The sequence below is a fragment of the Rhizobium sp. ZX09 genome, assembly GCF_017357485.1.
In the GTDB taxonomy this organism is placed as follows: Bacteria; Pseudomonadota; Alphaproteobacteria; order Rhizobiales; family Rhizobiaceae; genus Agrobacterium; species Agrobacterium pusense.
On record NZ_CP031363.1, the window covers coordinates 1,105,787 to 1,127,297 of the forward strand.

Annotated in this window: 18 protein-coding genes; 10 read left to right on the plus strand and 8 right to left on the minus strand. The window is 59.6% G+C overall.

The genetic code is table 11. The features are described from left to right. The first annotated feature begins 52 nt into the window (after positions 1–52). From ccoG to gndA, 5 genes are all read left to right on the plus strand, one after another. On the plus strand, positions 53–1,636 hold the full coding sequence (gene ccoG / locus BTN45_RS05385) for a cytochrome c oxidase accessory protein CcoG (protein WP_207589176.1): 1,584 nt from the start codon (positions 53–55) through the stop codon (positions 1,634–1,636). Beyond that, the gene (locus tag BTN45_RS05390) at positions 1,633–2,133 is read left to right on the plus strand and encodes a FixH family protein (protein WP_207589178.1); all 501 of its coding nucleotides are present in this window, start codon (positions 1,633–1,635) and stop codon (positions 2,131–2,133) included. Before ccoG ends, BTN45_RS05390 begins: the two co-directional genes overlap by 4 nt. Next, entirely contained in the window at positions 2,130–4,421 is a 2,292-nt protein-coding gene (locus tag BTN45_RS05395; protein WP_207589179.1) for a copper-translocating P-type ATPase, read from the plus strand. The genes BTN45_RS05390 and BTN45_RS05395 overlap by 4 nt, the downstream gene beginning before the upstream one ends. Further along, positions 4,418–4,591 carry a cbb3-type cytochrome oxidase assembly protein CcoS gene (gene ccoS, locus BTN45_RS05400; RefSeq protein ID WP_207589181.1) on the plus strand — a complete coding sequence of 58 codons (174 nt, stop codon included), beginning with the start codon at positions 4,418–4,420 and terminating at the stop codon, positions 4,589–4,591. The genes BTN45_RS05395 and ccoS overlap by 4 nt, the downstream gene beginning before the upstream one ends. 127 nt (positions 4,592–4,718) lie before the next feature. Beyond that, complete coding sequence (gene gndA / locus BTN45_RS05405) at positions 4,719–6,149, plus strand: NADP-dependent phosphogluconate dehydrogenase (protein ID WP_006697538.1); 1,431 nt, start codon at positions 4,719–4,721, stop codon at positions 6,147–6,149. 65 nt (positions 6,150–6,214) lie between these two features. Here the strand turns inward: gndA and BTN45_RS05410 are convergent, their stop codons facing one another. The 3 genes from BTN45_RS05410 to BTN45_RS05420 form a co-directional block, all read right to left on the minus strand. Beyond that, positions 6,215–6,538 (minus strand): RcnB family protein, encoded by a 324-nt coding sequence (locus BTN45_RS05410; protein WP_004441687.1) that lies wholly within the window; start codon positions 6,536–6,538, stop codon positions 6,215–6,217. Between the two features lie 179 nt (positions 6,539–6,717). Beyond that, complete coding sequence (gene mgrA / locus BTN45_RS05415; RefSeq protein ID WP_207589183.1) at positions 6,718–7,749, minus strand: L-glyceraldehyde 3-phosphate reductase; 1,032 nt, start codon at positions 7,747–7,749, stop codon at positions 6,718–6,720. A 122-nt stretch (positions 7,750–7,871) separates the two neighbouring features. Beyond that, a complete protein-coding gene (locus tag BTN45_RS05420) occupies positions 7,872–10,337 on the minus strand; it encodes a glycoside hydrolase family 2 protein (protein ID WP_207589184.1) in 2,466 nt (821 codons plus the stop codon). A gap of 486 nt (positions 10,338–10,823) precedes the next feature. Between BTN45_RS05420 and BTN45_RS05425 the strand changes: the two genes are divergently transcribed. Beyond that, positions 10,824–11,876, plus strand: a complete 1,053-nt coding sequence (locus BTN45_RS05425; protein WP_207589187.1) for a LacI family transcriptional regulator — start codon at positions 10,824–10,826, stop codon at positions 11,874–11,876. Between the two features lie 61 nt (positions 11,877–11,937). Here BTN45_RS05425 and znuA read toward each other — a convergent pair whose 3' ends face one another. Beyond that, on the minus strand, positions 11,938–12,957 hold the full coding sequence (gene znuA / locus BTN45_RS05430; protein ID WP_207589191.1) for a zinc ABC transporter substrate-binding protein: 1,020 nt from the start codon (positions 12,955–12,957) through the stop codon (positions 11,938–11,940). A 104-nt stretch (positions 12,958–13,061) separates the two neighbouring features. Here znuA and znuC point away from each other — a divergent pair, with 104 nt between their 5' ends. Genes znuC through zur form a run of 3 tightly spaced genes read left to right on the plus strand, consistent with a single transcriptional unit; the run spans position 13,062 to position 15,230 of the window. Next, positions 13,062–14,009, plus strand: coding sequence for a zinc ABC transporter ATP-binding protein ZnuC (gene znuC, locus BTN45_RS05435; protein WP_153775517.1), 948 nt, complete (start codon positions 13,062–13,064; stop codon positions 14,007–14,009). Then, complete coding sequence (gene znuB, locus BTN45_RS05440) at positions 14,002–14,820, plus strand: zinc ABC transporter permease subunit ZnuB (RefSeq protein WP_004441703.1); 819 nt, start codon at positions 14,002–14,004, stop codon at positions 14,818–14,820. Before znuC ends, znuB begins: the two co-directional genes overlap by 8 nt. Then, on the plus strand, positions 14,817–15,230 hold the full coding sequence (gene zur / locus BTN45_RS05445; RefSeq protein WP_004441705.1) for a zinc uptake transcriptional repressor Zur: 414 nt from the start codon (positions 14,817–14,819) through the stop codon (positions 15,228–15,230). Before znuB ends, zur begins: the two co-directional genes overlap by 4 nt. 39 nt (positions 15,231–15,269) lie before the next feature. Here zur and BTN45_RS05450 read toward each other — a convergent pair whose 3' ends face one another. Next, positions 15,270–15,803, minus strand: coding sequence for a gamma carbonic anhydrase family protein (locus BTN45_RS05450; RefSeq protein WP_207589193.1), 534 nt, complete (start codon positions 15,801–15,803; stop codon positions 15,270–15,272). 27 nt (positions 15,804–15,830) lie between these two features. Further along, positions 15,831–16,520 carry a fumarylacetoacetate hydrolase family protein gene (locus tag BTN45_RS05455; RefSeq protein ID WP_072494366.1) on the minus strand — a complete coding sequence of 230 codons (690 nt, stop codon included), beginning with the start codon at positions 16,518–16,520 and terminating at the stop codon, positions 15,831–15,833. Positions 16,521–16,657: 137 nt separating this feature from the next. Here BTN45_RS05455 and dusA point away from each other — a divergent pair, with 137 nt between their 5' ends. After that, the gene (gene dusA, locus BTN45_RS05460; protein WP_184285472.1) at positions 16,658–17,668 is read left to right on the plus strand and encodes a tRNA dihydrouridine(20/20a) synthase DusA; all 1,011 of its coding nucleotides are present in this window, start codon (positions 16,658–16,660) and stop codon (positions 17,666–17,668) included. Positions 17,669–17,674: 6 nt separating this feature from the next. Here dusA and BTN45_RS05465 read toward each other — a convergent pair whose 3' ends face one another. Further along, a complete protein-coding gene (locus BTN45_RS05465; RefSeq protein ID WP_037089194.1) occupies positions 17,675–18,475 on the minus strand; it encodes a DUF72 domain-containing protein in 801 nt (266 codons plus the stop codon). A 56-nt stretch (positions 18,476–18,531) separates the two neighbouring features. Continuing rightward, entirely contained in the window at positions 18,532–21,453 is a 2,922-nt protein-coding gene (uvrA, locus tag BTN45_RS05470) for an excinuclease ABC subunit UvrA (protein WP_022556122.1), read from the minus strand. Positions 21,454–21,511 lie beyond the last annotated feature (58 nt).

A 21,511-nucleotide genomic window follows, 5' to 3' on the forward strand; every position in this document is an offset into this window, starting at 1 on the left:
GTTTCACCGCAGAGATGGGAGAAAGCAAGGAGATAAAAACCGGACTCCTATCATGAACATCTATCGCGCCGGACAGGAACGCCCGCAGCAGCCCGTTGAAAGGCTGGACGCGGAGGCCGTCAATTCCGCAAAAACGCGCAAACCGCTTTACGAAGCACGCAGGAAGATTTTTCCCAAGCGCGCGGAAGGTCGGTTCCGGCGGTTCAAATGGCTCGTCATGCTCGTCACGCTCGGCATTTATTATCTCACGCCGTTCCTGCGTTGGGGCCGTGGCCCCTATGCGCCCGATCAGGCGGTATTGATCGATATCGCCAATCGACGCTTTTATTTCTTTTTCATCGAGATCTGGCCGCAGGAATTTTTCTTCGTCGCGGGATTGCTGGTCATGGCGGGGTTGGGGCTGTTTCTCGTCACCTCCGCCGTGGGACGTGCATGGTGCGGTTATACCTGCCCCCAGACAGTGTGGGTGGACCTGTTTCTCGTCGTCGAACGGGCGATCGAGGGTGACCGAAATGCACGCATGAAGCTGGACGCCGCGCCACTTACAGTCGGCAAATTCCGCAAGCGAGTGGTGAAGCACGCGATCTGGTTGGTGATTGGCGCCCTGACCGGCGGCGCCTGGATTTTCTACTTCGCCGATGCGCCGACGCTGGCGCGGGAATTCGTCACCGGCCAGGCGCCCATGATTGCCTATTCGACCGTCGCCATCCTCACCGCCACGACCTATGTCTTTGGCGGGTTGATGCGGGAACAGGTCTGCACCTACATGTGCCCATGGCCACGCATTCAGGCGGCGATGCTGGATGAGAATTCGCTTGTCGTCACCTATAACGACTGGCGCGGCGAGCCACGCTCGCGGCACGCCAAAAAGGCCGCCGCAGCGGGGGAGAGCGTCGGCGATTGCGTCGATTGCAACGCTTGCGTCGCGGTCTGTCCCATGGGCATCGACATCAGGGACGGGCAGCAGCTGGAATGCATCACCTGCGCACTCTGCATCGATGCCTGCGACGGGGTGATGGACAAGATCGGCAAGCCGCGTGGCCTGATTGCCTATGCCACGCTTGCCGAGTATCAATCCAACATGGCGCTCGCGACCGGCAACGGTCAGCACGCAATCCACCCGGCCAACGTGCGTGAGGAAGACGGCAAGTTCAGCAAGCGCGTGCGCCACTTCAACTGGCGCATCATCTTCCGTCCGCGCACGCTGCTTTATACGGCGATATGGGCGGCTGTCGGCATCGGCATGCTGTTTGCGCTGGTGACGCGCGAGCGGCTGGCGCTCAATGTTCTGCACGACCGCAATCCGCAATATGTGCTGGAATCGAACGGATCCATCCGCAACGGCTACACCGTGCGCATCCTCAACATGGTGCCGCAGCCGCGCACGATGAGCCTGACCATCGACGGCCTTCCTGATGCCGTGATGAAGATAAACGGTATGCCCGATGCGGCCGCGCGTGCCTTTGAGGTGACGGTGGAGCCGGATGAAGCGACGACGCTGAAAGTCTTCGTCACCCGGCCGGGCGGGCGCGTCGCTCGGGCCGCGGAAAATTTCGAGTTCATCGTCAGCGATACGGGCGGCCATGAGACGGCCCGCTATGACGCTGTTTTCAACGCTCCGGGAGCTACAAAATGACCGTGAACAATCGTCACACGTCCGGTTTCACTTTCACCGGCTGGCATATGCTGGGCGTCATGCTGCTGTTTTTCGGCACCGTCATCACCGTCAACATGGTGATGGCCTGGAACGCGGTCAACAGCTGGAGCGGGCTTGTCGTGCCGAATACCTATGTGGCCAGCCAGCAGTTCAACGCGAAGGCGGAAGCAGCCAAGGCGAGGGCGGCGACCGGCATCAAGGGTAAACTTGCGGTGGACGAAAGGACGGTCCGCTACGAGGTCTTTCATCCCGATACCGGCCCGGTCGATACCGATCAGGTGATCGCGCATTTTCGTCGGCCCGTCGGGGAACGCCAGAATTTCGACATGGAGCTGACCCCGGTTGCCAAAGGGGTCTTTACCGGCCCGCATGACATGCTGCCAGGCCAGTGGATCGTAGAAATTACAGCCGTCAAGGACGGCCGGATCATCGTGCACGAGGGCACGCGGATCGCCGTTGTCAGGGGGCGCCAATGAGCTGTTGTGCACCGGGAACAGAAGGTTCGCTGCAGCTTGCCGATCCGGTCAATCCACCGTCGTCAGAGGAGCTGATGCTGGCAAGCCGTGATCTGGGGCAGGGGCTACGTCAGACCGATCTCAGCGTGCCGGATGTTTATTGCGGCGCCTGCATCACCACCGTGGAGAGCGCGCTCGGCCGCTTGCCGCAGGTGGAGCGGGCGCGGTTGAACCTTTCGTCCAAGCGTGTTGCGATTGTCTGGAGGGAAGAGGTCGAGGGTGTCAGGACCGATCCCGCCGACCTTGCCCGCGCCATTCTGGCGACGGGATACCGCACGCATCTTTTCGCCAGTGGTCAGGACGCTTCCGACGCGTTGCGTTCGCAGCTGATCAGGGCGGTTGCGCTATGCGGCTTTGCCTCGGCCAATATCATGCTTCTGTCCGTTTCCGTCTGGTCCGGCGCGGATGCGGCGACGCGCGACATGTTTCACTGGATTTCGGCGATGATCGCCGCCCCGGCGCTGATCTACGGTGGGCGTTTCTTTTATCAGTCGGCCTGGAGCGCGCTGAAACACGGCCGCACCAACATGGACGTGCCGATCGCACTGGCCATCACGCTGTCCTATGCCGTTTCGCTGTGGGAGACGATCCACCACGGTGAACATGCCTGGTTCGATGCGACGGTGTCGCTGCTGTTCTTCCTGCTGATCGGCCGCACGCTCGATCATATCATGCGCGACAAGGCTCGTTCGGCGATTGCCGGGCTCGCCCGGCTTTCGCCACGGGGCGCGACCGTCCTCGGTGAGAGCGGAACACGCGAATACCGCCCGCTTGCCGATATCGAGCCTGGAATGTCGATTGCGATAGCGCCAGGAGACCGTGTGGCGGTGGACGCGGTGGTCGAGAGTGGCAGCAGCGATCTCGACATGTCGATCGTCAATGGTGAAAGCGCGCCACGGCGTGTTGCGGCGGGTGACAGCCTGCAGGCGGGTACGCTGAACCTTACCGGTTCGCTGGTGGCCCGGGTGACCGCCTCGGCCAGGGATTCATTCCTGTCGGAGGTCATCGGTCTGATGGAGGCGGCCGAAGGTGGGCGAGCGCGTTACCGCCGTATTGCCGACCGGGCCGCAAGCTATTATTCGCCCGTCGTCCATCTTCTGGCGCTGGTGTCGTTTCTCGGATGGGGTTTCTTCGGTGGCGACTGGAAGCAGGCGATGCTGATCGCCATCGCGGTTCTCATCATAACCTGCCCCTGCGCGCTCGGCCTTGCCGTTCCCGTCGTGCAGGTGGTGGCCGCGGGAAGGCTTTTCCGGCATGGGATCATGGTCAAGGAGGGGTCGGCCATGGAGCGACTGGCGGAGATCGATACCATACTGTTCGACAAGACCGGCACATTGACCATCGGCAGGCCGCGACTGGTCGAGACGGGCGAGGTGAAGCCCGCCACCATGGCAATTGCGGCAGGACTTGCTGCCCATTCCCGCCATCCCCTCTCAAAAGCTCTGCATGCCGCCTACAGCGGCCCTTTGTCGGCGTATGAGACGGTGCATGAAATCCCGGGTTCGGGCGTCGAGGCGAAGACTGATGTGGGAACCTATCGGCTCGGCAACCGCCGTTTCGCGTGCCCGGATGATGAGGGCGTCGACAATGGCAATGCGCGGTCGGAGGTGGTGTTGTCACTCGATGGCCGCCTTCTGGCGAGCTTCGGTTTCGATGACAATCCGCGCGCAGGTGCGGCTGCGGCATTGCGTAGCCTGTCGGTGCGGGGTTTGGCTCAGGAAATCGTTTCGGGTGACCGGGCAGTGGCCGTCAGCGCCATGGCCGACCGGCTGGGGATCGCCAACTGGAGCGCGGACCTGTCGCCGAAGGACAAGGCGGCGCGTTGCGCCTCGCTTGCCGGGGTAGGGCACAAAGTCCTGATGGTGGGAGACGGTATCAACGATGCGCCGGCGCTCGCCGCCGCACATGTTTCGATGGCGCCCGCCACCGCGGCCGATATCGGCCGGCAGGCCGCCGATTTTGTTCTTATGCAGGAGGACCTCGATGCCGTGCCTTTCGCGATCGAGACATCGCAGCAGGCCGGAAAGCTCATCCGGCAGAACTTCGCGCTTGCCATCGGCTATAATATCATTGCCGTGCCGATCGCGATTGCTGGTTATGCGACGCCGATGATCGCGGCCATCGCCATGTCGACATCGTCGCTGATCGTCGTCGCCAACGCATTGCGCCTCGCCGGATCGGTTGAATCCGTCGGTCGTCGGAATGAACCAGAGACCGGGTTTGCGGGCGAGGGGGCGCAACTGGCATGAACATGCTGATCTATCTCATTCCCGTTGCGCTGCTATTAGGCGCACTTGGACTTTTTGCCTTCCTCTGGTCGGTGTGTTCGGGCCAGTATGAGGACATGGATGGGGCCGCCTGGCGGGCGCTGGACGATGGTGATAACCGGCCGCGATCCTCGATTTCGAATGGGCCATGACCTGCCGCAAATATGCAAAGCTGATTTGCGTCATCAAAATTTAATCGTTTCAGTCACGCCCAGCCTTGCCGTTTGGTGATTACAGTGCCACAACACGACCACCAAAAAGCAAGATGGAGGCACATCCGTGGAACAGGCAGAAATCGGTTTGATCGGTCTCGGCGTCATGGGCTCTAACCTGGCGCTCAACATCGCCGAAAAGGGCAACAAGATCGCCGTATTCAACCGAACCCCTGAAGCGACGAGAAAATTCTACGCTGAAGCCGGCGAGTTGCAGGGACAATTGATCCCTTGCGAAACCATCGAGGAATTCGTTGCCGCCATTCGTCCTCCGCGCCCGATCATCATCATGATCAAGGCTGGCGATCCGGTCGACCAGCAGATGGAAATCCTGAAGCCGCACCTTTCGAACGGCGACATCATGATCGACGCGGGCAATGCGAATTTCCGCGACACGATCCGCCGTTTCGACAATCTGAAGGACAGCGGCCTCACCTTTATCGGCATGGGCGTTTCGGGTGGCGAAGAGGGCGCGCGTCATGGACCGTCCATCATGGTTGGCGGCACCGAGGACAGCTGGAAGCGCGTCGAGAAAGTGCTCACCTCCATCTCGGCCAAATATAATGACGATCCGTGCGTGGCATGGCTCGGCAATGATGGTGCTGGCCACTTCGTCAAGACCATCCATAACGGTATCGAATATGCCGACATGCAGATGATCGCGGAAATCTACGGCATCCTGCGTGACGGTCTGAAGATGAGCGCTGCCGAAATCGCCGATGTGTTCGGTGAATGGAACAAGGGCCGTCTTAATTCCTACCTGATCGAAATCACCGAAAAGGTTCTGCGCGCCGCCGATCCGATCACCGGCAAACCGATGGTCGATCTGATCCTCGACAAGGCCGGCCAGAAGGGCACCGGCAAATGGTCCGTCATCGAGGCGCAGAACATGGGCGTCGCTGCAACCGCCATCGAAGCGGCCGTGGCTGCCCGTATTCTCTCCTCGCAGAAGGATGAGCGCGAAGCTGCCGAGAAGATCTTCGGCCTTCCGGCCCTTGCAGCCGCACCGGCCGACAGGAAGGCCTTCATCGCCGATCTGGAAAGCGCGCTTCTGGCCGCCAAGGTCGGTGCCTATGCGCAGGGCTTCGCCATCATGTCGGCCGCTTCGAAGGAGTTCAACTGGAACCTGCCGATGCCGACGATTGCCCGCATCTGGCGCGCCGGCTGCATCATCCGCTCGGAGTTCCTCGATGAGATCACCTCGGCCTTTACCAAGGATCCGCATGTGGCCAACCTCATCGTGACGCCGGCTTTCTCCGCCATCGTCAAGGAAACCGATGCGCCGCTGCGCCGCGTCGTTTCTTACGCTGCCCTGTCGGGCCTGCCGGTTTCGGCGCTGGCTTCCGCCCTCGGCTATTTCGACGCCTATCGTCGCGGCCGCGGCAGCGCCAATCTCATCCAGGCGCAGCGCGACTTCTTCGGCGCGCATGGTTTCGAACGCACCGACGGCGTGGACAAGCCGCATGGCCCGTGGGGCAGCGGCGCCGATATTTTCTGATCGGCCATTGGATAAAGATAAAGGCCCGCGCAAGCGGGCCTTTTTCATTTCACCGGTGCTTGGAATTAGCGAGCGGCGGCAAGGCCAACGATCAGGCCGCTGACGGCGTTGATGAGCAGGAACTGGTTGTCAACGCGCACCCAGCGCTGGTCGCGGCGCGGTTCGGCCAGGCGGTAACGGCGATAATCGCGACGATCGACGAAATGACGACGCTCTGCTGGCGAAAGGCGCTGACCACGATCCCAGCGGTGCTTCTTGACGATGACCTTTTTCGTGACATGACGCTCAACGGTGACGCCGCGGTGGCGATCATCGTGACGGCCCTGCGCCTGAGCCATCGGGGCCGCGAGAACGGTTGCAGCCAGAAGAATGGTGACGAACTTTTTCATGGAAGTTTCCTCTCGTGTTTCAATGAGAAGAACTTACGAATAAACGAATGAACGGAAACTGAATTTAAAATTACAATTATGTAATGGTTGTTAAGGCTTAGTGGCGGAAGTTAATCTTTTGTTTTGAAGTTTCTTGACACGGTGGGACCGCCCGGAATAACCGGGCGGTCTCTCCTCGGTCAGACGCGTTCGGCAGATTTTGCCCAGAGGTTGATATCAGCGTCCTTGGCGTAGCGGTCGATTTCAGCGAGTTCCTCGGTCGTGAAATCCGGTTTGTCCAGCGCTTTCACACAGTCTTCAAGCTGCTCGACGCGGCTGGCGCCGATCAGCGCCGAGGTGATGCGACCGCCGCGCAGCACCCAGGCGATGGCCATCTGCGCCAGTGTCTGACCACGGCGTTCGGCGATGCCGTTGAGCGCGCGAATGTTTTCAACATTGCGCTCGTTGAGGAAGGCCGGGTTCAGCGACTTGCTCTGCGATGCGCGGCTGCCATCCGGCACGCCGCCGAGATATTTCGTCGTCAGCATGCCCTGCGCCAGCGGCGAGAAGACGATGGAGCCGATGCCTAGTTCCTCCAGCGTATCAACGAGACCATCTTCTTCAATCCAGCGATTGATCATCGAATAGCTCGGCTGGTGGATGATGCAGGGCGTGCCGAGGTCCTTCAGGATGGCAGCTGCCTCGCGGGTGCGCTTCGAATTGTAGGAAGAGATGCCGACATAAAGCGCCTTGCCCGAACGCACGATCTGATCGAGCGCACCACAGGTTTCCTCAAGCGGCGTGTTGGGATCGAAACGGTGAGAATAGAAGATATCGACGTAATCCAGCCCCATGCGTTTCAGGCTCTGGTCGCAGGAGGCGATAAGATATTTGCGGCTGCCCCATTCGCCGTAAGGGCCTGGCCACATGTTGTAACCCGCCTTGGAGGAGATGATCATCTCGTCACGATAACCCCGGAAATCCGTCCTCAGGATTTCGCCGAAGGCGGTCTCGGCGCTGCCGGGCGGCGGGCCATAATTGTTGGCGAGGTCGAAATGGGTAATGCCGAGATCGAAGGCACGGCGGCAGATGGCCTGTTTCGTCTGATGCGGCGTATCGTTGCCGAAATTATGCCAGAGTCCCAGCGAGATCGCCGGCAGTTTCAGTCCGGTCTTTCCGCAATAATTGTATTTCATGGACGTGTAACGGTTTTCGGCCGGTTGCCAAACCATGGGTCTTCCTCCACTTGCTGATGATCGGCTGCCGAAGAACCCGGCAACCATTTGAACTGATGAGGGCAGGCCGCGACGCCTGTCTTCCCGAACAGGATGGTTATGCCTTTCTCCGCGTCGTTTCAATGCGGGGACTGGCAGCCATGAAGATCGAAGACACGGAAGTGCGGCTGTCCGCCGCCCGCTTTCGGGGTGAAGATGATACGCCGCGTTTCGCCGGCGGCGAGATCGAAAAGGTTGTCGGAATAACGCCCGGGCTGATCTGCCTCCAGCATGACGAAGAGCGCAAGCCCGCTTGCGGTGACATCTATTTCGAACTGCCCGTTTTTCAGTGAGCTGGTGGTGAATGTCAGACCGGCGGGCAGAAGTTCCAGCGCTTTATAGGTGTCGCGCACATGGTGGCCTTCCCCGGTCATGCCGTTGGAGGCGATGAAGCTCCAGGCAAGGATGGTGCCGTCAGGCAGGCTGCTCATGTCGATGTCGGTCAGCGTAGCGGCCTTGTCGGTCGTGCAGGTGCCGTTGGCGGATTTCAACGGCACTCGGTTGCCGTCCATGGTCAGGGCAACGATATTCATGTCGATCTCGACGTCTTCCGCCGTGTCGTTCACCATGGAGAAGTTTATTCGGCGTCCATCTTCCGCGGGAATAGCCGAAACCGCGACAGGCTGGAAGAAGCGGCGGGCGGCATAATGCAGCGCCTTCCAGCCGCCGCCATAATCGAGGCTTGACCACGAGGCGACCGGCCAGGTGTCGTTCAGCTGCCAGTATAGCGTTCCCATGCAATGCGGCTTCAGCGAGCGCCAGTAATCGACGGCCGTGCGGATAGCCAATGCCTGCTGGACCTGGCTCAGATAAACGAAATTCTCGAAGTCCTTTGGGAAGCGGAAGTAGCGGAACATCGTACCGGCGATCCGCTCGTTGCCGCCAGCATTTTTCTGGTGCAGTTCGATGACGGGGGAGGCGATGTTCATATCCCTGTCTTCCGCATAGGTGCGGATGACCGGCATGGAGGTGTAGGACTGGAAACCGAATTCCGAGCAGAAACGCGGCTTCACCGAACGGTAATTGTCGAATGACTTGTTCTCGTGCCACACGGACCAGTAATGCATGTCGCCGGAACCATCCGCGTGCCAGGCATCGCCATAATCGAGATAACCGGAGGCGGGGCTTGATGGCCACCACAGCGCTTCGGGAGCGGCCTTTTTCAGGGCCTTTTCAATGGTGCGGTTCAGTCGGTCATAAGCCACAAGATATCGGTCGCGATTGTTGCGGGACTCATCGAACCAGGTCAGTGCACCCACCAGCTCGTTATCGCCGCACCAGAGCACGATGGAAGGATGCGAGGAGAGGCGTTTCACCTGATAATCAACCTCATGTTCGACATTATCGAGAAAATCCTCGCTGCAGGGATAAAGATTGCAGGCGAACATGAAGTCCTGCCACACCAGCAGGCCAAGACGGTCGCAGAGATCGTAGAACCAGTCTTCCTCGTAAAATCCGCCGCCCCAGACCCGGATCATGTTCATGTTAGCCTCGACCGCGGAGCAGAGGAGGTCTTCGGTCTTTTCCCGGCTGGTGAGCGAATAGAGCGCATCTGCGGGAATCCAGTTGGCACCGCGGCAGAAGATTTCCCGGCCGTTGATGCGGAACGCGAAGCGGCTGCCGGCATCATCCTTATCGGTCAGAAGCTCGATGGTCCTGAAGCCGATCTGCCGGGTCACAGTCTCATCGGGCAGCTCCACCATCAGCGTGTAGAGCGTCTGCCCGCCACTGCCGGCCGGCCACCAGAGCTCCGGATTTTCCACGAAGAAGACGTGACGCACTACGGTTTCGCCTGCGCCGACGCCGCAATCGAGCCTCAGCCCTTCATCGTTGAGAGACAGATAAACCGGCAGGCTTGCCGGTCCCTCGGCAAAGAGGGTGACGGCCACATGCAGCTCGACGCCGCCGTCGATATGGCGCTGTGAGGTAACGACATGCTCGATCCGGGCCGTATCGAGCCGTTTCAGCAGGATTTTGCCGTAAAGCCCGAGCGGCGCAATCGCGATGTTCCAGTCCCAGCCGAAATGGCATTGCGGCTTGCGAAGCATATTGCCATTGGCGATAGGCGAATTCCCCGGGTGATAAGGTATATAAAACGGCTGGCGCGCCTGCCGCTCCGCCCCGGCGGTTATATTGGAGTGAAAATGGATGCGAATGGTGTTTTCACCGGGGCGCACTGCACGGGAAATGTCAGGGCGGTAGCGACGGAAGCAATTGTCCGCGCTGAGCACCGGAACGTCGTTCACGAAGACAATCGCGACGGTGTCGAGATAGTCGATGTCGAGATACCAGCTTGCGTCCGCCTCATCGAGGATGAACGTTCGCTCAAGAACCCAGTCCTGTTGGGCCACCCATTGCACAGCCTTTTCATTGGCTCCGTGGTAGGGATCTGGAATGATGCCCGCATCTTTGAGTGCCGTATGGATATCCCCAGGGACGGTAAGCTCGGTCGTATGATCTCTGTCCACTGATGTCAGGCGCCAGAGCCCTGCCAGATCGATGACGGTTTCGGGCGTGGAGGAAGAAATCATGACGGGACCCTGCATTTATGAATTCAAATAAGGAAGCCGGCATTGTGATGCAGGCTTGTGTCAGAATCTGGGGAGGATGGACGCCGCAAGTGGCTAAAGCCCGCTTGCTCGGTCTCATGACACCCTCCCTTCGGCAACGTTACCGTAAAACCTCCATTCCGTCATGTCTTTCAGGTACAACATATGTCAGGAAAAATCTCCGGAACGGCTCATCAATCGCGGCCGGATGGATCGGTCTAGACAATATTTTATATTTCTATTTTATATCAATAAGTTATTATGATTTTTCAATGTTTTTGATCAAATCATATATTGGCTACGCCGCCATCACGGGCGGGCCAGAGAAAAGCGCAGTAAGAACCGGACATTTTTTCGAGCTACATCGTTATAGCCCGAACGAGGGCCCCCGCGCGGAAAGCGGACCCCTGTTGAGGACCTTTGCCTTTGCAACGACGTAAAAGCTATCTATGATCACCGTTCGGTCAAGCATGGCGAAATGACATGAACGATACTGGTAAATCCGGCGGGAGCGAAGCGCCCGTGACGACGGGCGAGCGCCCGACCCTGAAGACCATCGCTTACATGACGGGCCTCGGCATCACCACCGTTTCGCGCGCTCTCAAGGATGCGCCTGATATCGGCGCGGAGACCAAGGAGCGCGTGCGGCTGATTGCCCGCCAGATCGGCTATCAGCCAAACCGCGCCGGCGTGCGCCTTCGCACCGGCAAGACCAATGTGATTGCCCTCGTTCTCAGCGTCGATGAAGAGCTGATGGGTTTTACCAGCCAGATGGTGTTCGGCATCACCGAGGTTCTGTCCTCGACCCAATATCATCTGGTCGTAACGCCCCATATCCACGCCAAGGATTCCATGGTGCCGATCCGCTACATTCTCGAAACGGGGTCGGCGGATGGCGTCATCATTTCTAAGATCGAACCCAACGATACGCGAGTCCGTTTCATGACGGAGCGCAAGATGCCCTTCGTCACCCATGGACGTTCGGACATGGGCATCGACCATGCCTTTCATGATTTTGACAATGAAGCCTACGCCTACGAAGCGGTCGAGCGATTGGCTCAATGCGGACGCAGGAAGATCGCCGTCATCGTGCCGCCGTCACGTTTTTCGTTTCACGACCACGCTCGCAAGGGGTTTAATCGGGCAATCAGGGATTTCGGCCTTACCGAATTTCCGTTGGACACCGTTACAATCGAAACGCCGCTGGAAAAAATCCGCGATTTCGGTCAGAGGCTCATGCAGTCCGATGATCGTCCCGATGGCATCGTTTCGATCAGTGGCAGCAGCACCATAGCGCTGGTGGCCGGGTTCGAGGCCGCGGGCGTGAAAATCGGAAAGGACATCGACATCGTCTCGAAACAGTCCGCCGAATTCCTGAACTGGATCAAGCCGCAGATCCATACCGTCAATGAAGATATCAAACTGGCGGGCAGGGAGCTTGCGAAAGCCCTTTTGGCCCGCATCAACGGCGCGCCCGCGGAAACTCTGCAGAGTATCAGCCGCCCGGTCTGGTCCTCCATGGCGCCGAAGCCTTAAGGCACACGCAAGACCGAGCCGGCATGGCGCATTGGCCATGCCGGGCTTGATGAGGTGCCCATCAGGACAAACAATTCTTCAGCGACCCGGCGATACCGCGCATCAGCTTGAAGTAAAGCTCCGGGCCCGGCTCCAGCGTTGCCGCTTCCGGATCAAGCGTAGCCGATTTCGCTGCCGTGCCTTCGGTGATGACCGAGACCAGCTTAGGCTCGAATTGCGGTTCGGCAAAAACGCAGGTCGCGCCGAGCTGGCGAACCTTTTCTTGCATCTGTTTGACGCGATCCGCGCCCGGCAGGGTTTCGGGGCTTACGGTGATCGACCCCGCCGTCTTCACGCCATAGCGATGTTCGAAATATTGGTAGGCGTCGTGGAAGACAATGAACGGCTTGTCCTTCACCGGCTGAACCGTTTCGGCCAGTTCGGCGTCAAGTGTATCAAGATCATCGATCAGTTTCTTTGTGTTGGACTGATAGATCGCGGCATTGCCGGGATCGGCCGCGATCAGCGCGGTTTCGATTGCCTGGGCCATGGCCTTGGCATTGGCGGGGTCAAGCCAGAGATGTGTGTCATAGGTGCCATGCTCATGGTCATCGTGGCTCTCACCGTCGTGACCGGCGTGACCGCCTCCGTCATGCTCGTGACCATGCTCGTGCGCGTCCGGCTTTTCGGCATGACCGTCATTCGCCTCATGGCCTTCTTCGCCATGATCATGCGCTTCAAAGGGCCCCCCTTCACGGAAGGGCAGCTTTTCCAGCCCCTTGGCATCTTCCAGTTCCACAACAGTCGCCTTGGCGGCCAGCGCTTCCAGCGGCTTCTCCAGAAATGCTTCCAGTCCGGGACCCACCCAGAAAACCACATCCACCGTTTCGAGCTTGCGTGCATTCGACGGACGGAGATTATAGGTATGCGGCGAGGCCGCGCCGTCGACGATGAGCTGCGGTTCCCCGACACCTTGCATGATGGCTGCAACGAGGGAGTGCACGGGCTTGATCGACACCACGACCTCGGGTGCAGCGGTGGCGTCCGAAGCGGCGACCGCGATTGCCATGGAGGCCGCGAGCGGGATCAGGATCGATTTCATGAAATGCACTCCACTTGAAGAACGTTAGTTATGTTATTACATTTATTGCGTAACTCTATAACGTATGCGATAGCGGTAAGCAACATCGCCAAACGGACAATCCCATGCTTCATTCCGCCCATCCGGGTAACGAGATACTGGTCTCCCTTGCCAATGCCGGCGTCCAGCGCAACGGCCGCTGGCTGGTGCGCGGCGTGGAGTTTTCCGTCAGCAAGGGCGAGATCGTCACACTGATCGGGCCGAACGGATCAGGCAAGTCCACGAGCGCGAAAATGGCGATTGGTGTCGTCAAACCAACCGAGGGGGTGGTTACCCGCAAGGCTGGTCTGAAAGTGGGTTATGTGCCGCAGAAGCTTTCGGTCGACTGGACAATGCCGCTTTCGGTGCGCCGACTGATGACACTGACAGGACCGCTCGCCGCCCGCGAAATAGACGCCGCGCTGAATGCGACCGGTATCGCGCATCTTGCCAATGCCGAGGTGCAGCATCTGTCCGGTGGCGAGTTCCAACGCGCGCTTCTTGCCCGCGCCATTGCCCGCAAGCCCGACCTTCTGGTTCTTGACGAACCCGTGCAGGGGGTGGACTTCTCCGGCGAGATCGCGCTTTATGATCTGATAAAAAATATCAGGAATTCAAATAATTGCGGAATTTTGTTAATCTCGCATGATCTGCATGTAGTGATGGCGGAAACCGATACGGTGATATGCCTCAACGGCCATGTCTGCTGCCGCGGCACACCGCAGGCGGTGAGCCAGAGTCCAGAATATATGCGCCTGTTCGGCGGCGCGGCGGCGAAGGGGCTGGCCGTCTACAGTCACCATCATGATCACACCCATTTGCCCGACGGCCGGGTGCAACATGCGGATGGCACGGTGACGGACCATTGCCACCCCGAGGATGGTCACCATCACGGGCATGATCTTCATCATGACCACGGGCATGACCATCATGACCACGGCCACCGCCACGATGATCATGGAGAATGCGGCTGCGGCCATGAACATGACGACGACGCCCACCTTAACCAGCGGCAGGGAGAACGCCATGTTTGACGATTTCTTCGTCCGCGCCATGGTCGCCGGCATTGGTGTTGCATTGACCGCCGGTCCGCTTGGCTGCTTTGTCGTCTGGCGGCGCATGGCCTATTTTGGCGATACCATGGCCCATTCGGCGCTTCTGGGTGTTGCCCTGTCTCTGCTGCTGCAGCTGAACCTCATTGTCAGCGTGTTTCTGGTCGCGTCGGCCGTGTCGCTCCTCTTGATTTTCCTGCAACGGCGGCAGGCGCTGTCCGCCGATGCGCTGCTGGGCATCCTGTCCCACTCCGCATTGGCGATCGGCCTTGTCATCGTTGCCTTCATGAGCTGGGTCCGCATCGATCTCGTCTCGTTCCTGTTCGGCGACATTCTCGCCGTCACCCGCAGCGATATTGCACTGATCTGGGGCGGCGGACTGGTTGTCATCGTCTCCATGGTGTTCCTGTGGCGATCGCTGCTTGCCTCCACCGTCAATACGGAGCTGGCCGAAGCCGAGGGGCTGAAACCGGAACGGGCGAAATTGATCTTCACGTTGCTGATGGCGCTGGTGATCGCCATCGCGATGAAGGTGGTCGGTATCATGCTCATCACATCGCTGCTCATCATACCGGCTGCGACCGCCAGACGTTTCTCCGCTACACCGGAGGTAATGGCGGTGGTGGCTTCGCTGATCGGTGCGGTTGCCGTTGTTGGCGGCCTCTTCGGATCGCTCACCTATGATACACCGTCCGGTCCATCCATCGTGGTTGCCGCGGTGATCCTCTTCGTTATAAGCCTGTTGCCGGCGCCGGGTTTGTCCCGCTCCGCGGATGAAGGAGGCAAGTCATGAATGCGCAGACCCAGCAGAACCTCACCAAGAACCAGTCGCTGGTCATGAACGCCCTTTCAAACGCGCATCAGCCGCTCAGCGCCTATATGATCCTCGACAAGTTGCGCGATGATGGTTTCCGCGCGCCGCTGCAGGTCTATCGGGCGCTGGAAAAACTGGTGGAATATGGCCTTGTGCACCGGCTGGAGAGCCTTAACGCCTTCGTCGCCTGCACCCATACCCAGGCGGAGTGCTGCTCCAGTCACCATGGCACCGTCGCCTTCGCCATCTGCGAGTCCTGCGGGCAGGTCACGGAATTCCACGATCACGAGATCGATCACCGGCTGGAGCGCTGGGTGAAGGACAGCAAGTTCAAAGCGGAAAAGACCACCATCGAAATCCGCGGTCTTTGCGCCGCCTGCTCGGCCTGACGGACGATAGATGGAACGGGTATTGTTGCCCGCTCCCGATCACCTTTCGATGATCGCCAGATCCTTTGAGAAACGCTTCCAGTTTTCGACGTATTTTTCCGCTGAGCGGAGAATCCCCGCGACGGCGTCGTCATCAAGCGTGCGGATAGCGCGCGCGGGCGAGCCGACGATCAGGGAATTATCCGGAAATTCCTTCCCCTCCGTCACCAGAGCATTGGCGCCGACGAGGCAGTTTCGGCCGATCTTTGCGCCGTTCAGGATCGTCGCGCCCATGCCGATCAACGAATTATCGCCGATGGTACAGCCATGCACGATAGCGTGGTGGCCAATGGTGCACATTTCGCCGATCGTTGCGGCAAAGCCGGGATCGCTGTGAACCATCACGCCTTCCTGGATATTGGTGCCGCGCCCGACGGTGATCGGCTCATTGTCTCCACGCAGCGTTGCACCGAACCAAATGCCGACGTCTTCGCCGAGCGTGACTGAGCCAATGACATTGGCGTCGGGAGCGATCCAGTAGCGATCCGCTGCAGGCGTTTGCGGCACACGGTCGGCAAGGCGGTAAAGCGGCATGTCGATGTCCTCCCTTATGTTCGTGCGTCAGACGACCGTCACCGACAGTGTGCCGACACCCTCGACGCCGCATTCTATGCGGTCACCGCGAACGATTGGACCAACGCCAGCCGGCGTGCCGGTCATGATGACGTCGCCAGCGGCAAGGGTGAACAGCTTGGAAAGCTCGGCAATCACTTCCGGCACCTTCCAGATCATCTGGGCGAGATCGCCCGTCTGCTTGCGTTCGCCATTGACGTCGAGCCAGATCGCGCCGGTTGCGGGATGCCCGATCCTGTCCGCTGGGACGATGGGGGACACCGGCGCGGAATATTCGAAGGCCTTCGCGCCCTCCCAGGAACGTCCCATCTTCTTCAGCCCGTCCTGCAGGTCGCGGCGTGTCATGTCGATACCGACGGCGTAACCCCAGACATGGTTCAGCGCTTCCGACGCCGGAATATCCGCTCCGCCGCTTTTCAGCACCACGACGCACTCAACTTCGTAATGCACATTCGATGAGAGCGACGGATAGGGAAAATCCTGTCCTGCGGGCAGCAGGTTGTCCGGGTTCTTCTGAAAATAGAAGGGCGGCTCGCGCGAGGGGTCGTGGCCCATCTCAATGGCGTGATCGGCATAATTGCGGCCGACACAATAGACCCGCCGTACAGGGAACAGATCGCTCGTGCCTTCGACGGGCAGGAGAACGGGCTTCGGGGCAGGGATGACGGTAGCGGCCATGTGGATTTCCTGTCGTCTTTTAGGGTGCAATTCTTGTCCCGCGATTCCGGCGCGATTTCCAGTTCAAAATTGCCTCGCCTGCAAAACTGGCTTTTTACGGTCCTTTGCTGTAGAAGCCGGCGCAAAGAGGTTAATCCATGTACAGACAAGCGCTTGCAAGCGGCGAAAAAATCTTCGCCGTGGCCCCCATGATCGACTGGACCGATACGAGGTGCAGGTTTCTGCACCGGCAATTGTCGAAGCGTGCGCTGCTTTACACCGAAATGATCGTTGCCGACGCCATCATCCACGGCCAGCGTGACAGGCTGCTCGGTTATCACCCTCAGGAACATCCCGTCGCGTTGCAGCTCGGCGGGTCTGATCCGGCCAAGCTTGCCGAAGCGGTGCGGATCGCCGGGGACTACGGTTATGATGAGATCAATCTGAATGTTGGCTGTCCCTCGGATCGGGTGCAATCCGGCACCTTCGGCGCTTGCCTGATGCGCGAGCCTGATGTGGTGGCGCAATGTGTGGCCGCAATGAAGGCTGCCGCCAGTGGGCCGGTTACCGTGAAATGCCGGATCGGGGTGGACGAGCAGGAGCCGGAAGCGGTTCTTCCTGATTTTCTGAAGAGGGTTGTTGCGGCGGGTGCGGACGCGGTCTGGGTTCACGCGCGCAAAGCCTGGCTGCAGGGGCTTTCGCCAAAGGAAAACCGCGAAGTGCCGCCGCTCGATTATGACCTCGTCTATCGCATGAAGCGGGAAAATCCTGACGTCTTTATCGGCATCAACGGCGGCATCGCCGATCTCGATCAGGCGAGCGGACATCTCCAGCATATGGATGGCGTGATGCTCGGCCGCGCCGCCTATCACAACACCTCCATCCTTGCCGACGTCGACCATCGCATCTATGGCGAGGAGGCCCGCCACCCGGACTGGATGGCGCTGCGTGACGCGATGATGGCCTATGCCGCCGATTACATCGCCGCGGGCGGACGTCTCAATCACGTCACCCGCCATATGGTCGGACTGTTTCAGGGCATGCCCGGCGCGCGCCGTTTCCGGCAAATCCTCTCCAGCGATGCCACGAGGCCCGGGGCAGGGCCGGAGGTCATCGAGGCCGCTTTCGCCAGCATTGATTTTAGCACCACGAAAGACATGGCGGGCTGACAGCGCTCAGACCGCCTTTTGCAGTTCCTGTGCACCATTAGGCGCATTGACCTTGCCGCCGGTAATGAAGAAAGCGAAAACATCGCGCGGGGTCTTCTCAACCTTCCGATCCGGCGCGATCAGCGGCAGATCGTCCGGAACACCACCCCTAGCATAGGTCTTTACCCGCTCAGCCCAGTGCGCGATCTCTTTTTTCGGGTAACAGGTCTCGATGTCGTCCTCGCCCTTCTGCAGGCGGCAATAAACGAAATCGGCCGTTACGTCAGGCAGCATCGGATAATCGTGATGGTCAGCGCAGACGACGGCGACCTTGTGCCTGGCAAGAAGTTCGATGAATTCCGGAACCTGAAATGTCGGGTTGCGCACCTCCACGACATGGCGAAGAGTGAGCCCGTCCTGCTTTTCGGGCAGCAGCGCCAGAAATGCACCGAAATCCTCCGCGTCGAATTTTTTCGTGGGCGCAAACTGCCAAAGGATGGGACCGAGATGGGACCCGAGTTCCGTCAACCCCTGCGTCAGGAACTTCGTCATCGACTCACCTGCCTCGGCCAGAACCCTGCGGTTGGTGACAAAGCGGCTTGCCTTTAGCGAAAACACGAAATCCTCGGGCACTTCGGATGCCCATTTCGCAAAGGTCTCCGGTTTCTGGCTGCTGTAATAGGTGCCGTTCACCTCGATTGCCGTGAGCTGCCGGCTGGCGTGTTCCAGCTGGCGTTTTTTCGGCAGTTTTTCGGGATAAAAAGTGCCTTCCCAGGGCTCGAAGGTCCAGCCGCCGATACCGGTGCGGATCGTGCCTGATGTCGACATATCTAGTTCCTCCTCCGGCCTTCGGCCTTTCGAACCTTTGCGACGAAAACTGCGGCTTACTCCGCAGCCTCCCGTTTTCCGGCCGGCCGGCGCTCCAGAAGCTCCTTCAGGAAGTGGCCGGTATAGGAACGCTCCACCTTGACGATGTCTTCCGGCGTGCCCGTGGCCACCACTTCGCCGCCGCCCGTGCCGCCTTCAGGCCCGATATCGATGATCCAGTCCGCCGTCTTGATGACTTCGAGATTATGCTCGATCACCACCACGGAATTGCCCTGTTCCACCAGCGCATGCAGCATTTCGAGCAGCTTGTTGACGTCGTGGAAATGCAGGCCCGTCGTCGGCTCGTCGAGAATATAGAGCGTGCGGCCCGTCGAGCGCTTCGACAGTTCCTTGGCGAGCTTGACGCGCTGCGCCTCGCCGCCTGAAAGCGTATTGGCCTGCTGTCCGACCTTGATGTAACCGAGGCCGACATCGAAGAGCGATTGCAGCTTGTCGCGCACGGCGGGAACGGCGGCGAAAAATTCGACGCCTTCCTCAACCGTCATATCCAGCACGTCGGCGATGGATTTGCCCTTAAAGGTGACGTCCAGCGTCTCGCGGTTATAACGCTTGCCGTGGCAGACGTCGCAGGTGACGTAGACGTCAGGCAGGAAGTGCATCTCGATCTTGATCACCCCGTCGCCCTGGCAGGCCTCGCAGCGGCCACCCTTGACGTTGAAGGAGAAGCGGCCGGGCGCGTAACCACGAGCCTTGGCTTCCGGCAGGCCGGCGAACCAGTCACGGATCGGCGTAAAGGCGCCGGTATAGGTGGCCGGGTTGGAACGCGGCGTGCGTCCGATCGGCGACTGGTCGATATCGATCACCTTGTCGATGAATTCGAAACCATCGATGCGGTCGTGTTCGGCCGGGATTTCACGCGCGCCCATGACCCTGCGCGCCGCCGATTTATAGAGCGTCTCGATCAGGAAGGTGGATTTGCCGCCACCCGAAACCCCGGTTACGGCCGTGAAAACACCGAGCGGCACAGCGGCCGTGACATTCTTCAGGTTGTTGCCGCGTGCGCCAAAAACCTTGATCTCGCGGCCCTTCTTGGGTTTGCGGCGCTCAGCCGGCACGGCAACACCGAGTTCACCGGAGAGATATTTGCCGGTCAGCGATTTCGGATTGGCCATCACTTCCTGCGGGGATCCTTCGGCAATCACCTGGCCGCCGTGAATACCGGCCGCCGGGCCGATATCGACCACATAATCCGCCGTCAGAATGGCGTCCTCATCATGTTCGACCACGATGACGGTGTTGCCGATATCGCGCAGATGTTTGAGCGTATCCAGCAGGCGCGCATTGTCGCGCTGGTGCAGGCCGATCGAGGGCTCATCGAGAACGTAGAGAACGCCGGTGAGGCCAGAGCCGATCTGCGAGGCCAGACGGATACGCTGGCTCTCCCCGCCCGACAGCGTGCCCGAATTGCGCGACAGGCTGAGATAATCCAGCCCTACGTCGTTGAGGAATCGCAGGCGTTCGCGGATTTCCTTGAGAATACGGACGGCAATTTCATTCTGCTTCGTGTTCAGGCTTTCCGGCAGCACCTCGAACCAGTCGCGCGCCGTGCGGATCGACATTTCGGTGACTTCACCGATATGCAGCTTGTTGATCTTGACCGCCAGCGCCTCCGGCTTCAGGCGGTAACCGGCGCAGGCCGGGCAGGGGGCTGCCGACATATAGCGCTCGATTTCCTCGCGCGCCCAGGCGCTGTCTGTCTCTTTCCAGCGCCGCTCCAGATTGGGCACGATGCCTTCGAAGTTCTTGACCGTCTTGTAGGAGCGGGCACCGTCCTGGTAGTTGAACTCGATCTTGTCGTCAGTGCCCTGAAGAATGGCGTGCTGCGCCTCCTTCGAAAGATCGGACCACTTGCTCGAAAGCTTGAATCCGAAGGCTTTGCCGAGCGCTTCGAGCGTCTGGTTGTAATAGGGCGACGATGATTTTGCCCAGGGAGCAATGGCCCCGTCACGCAGGGTGCGGGCCGGCTCCGGTACGATCAGGTTCTCATCCACCTTCTGCTGCGAGCCAAGGCCATCGCAGCTGGGGCAGGCGCCGAAGGGGTTGTTGAAGGAGAAGAGACGCGGTTCGATTTCCGGAATGGTGAAACCGGAAACGGGGCAGGCGAATTTTTCCGAAAACAGCACCCGCTCATGGGTCTCGTTGAGAGACTTGTTGGCGGAACCACCGGCGGCTGTCTCTTCGGGCGGCAGGGGCCTGTCGGCAAATTCGGCAATTGCCAGCCCGTCGGCAAGCTTGAGGCAGGTCTCAAGACTGTCGGCAAGACGCGCGGCCATATCCGGGCGCACGACGGCGCGGTCAACCACCACGTCAATGTCGTGTTTGTACTTCTTGTCGAGAGCAGGAACGTCGGCGATCTCGTAGAACTGGCCGTCCACTTTTACACGCTGGAAGCCCTTCTTCATCAGCTCGGCAAGTTCTTTCTTGTACTCGCCTTTGCGGCCACGCACGATCGGCGCGAGGATGTAAAGACGCGTGCCCTCCTCGAAAGCGAGGATGCGGTCGACCATCTGGCTGACCGTCTGGCTTTCAATCGGCAGGCCCGTGGCCGGCGAATAGGGGACACCGACACGCGCGAAGAGAAGGCGCATATAGTCGTAGATCTCGGTGACCGTGCCGACCGTGGAGCGCGGGTTGCGCGAGGTGGTCTTCTGTTCGATAGAGATTGCCGGCGACAGGCCCTCGATCTGGTCGACATCCGGCTTCTGCATCATTTCCAGGAACTGGCGCGCATAGGCCGAGAGGCTTTCGACATAACGGCGCTGGCCTTCGGCGTAGATCGTATCGAAGGCGAGCGACGACTTGCCTGAGCCGGAAAGCCCGGTCATGACGATCAGCTTGTTGCGTGGCAGATCGAGATCGATACCCTTGAGATTGTGTTCACGGGCACCACGGATGGAAATCGTCTTCAGTTCACTCATGACAAGGCTCGGACAAAAATAACAGGCTGGATGGCGGCGCGTCCTTATGTAGTGACGC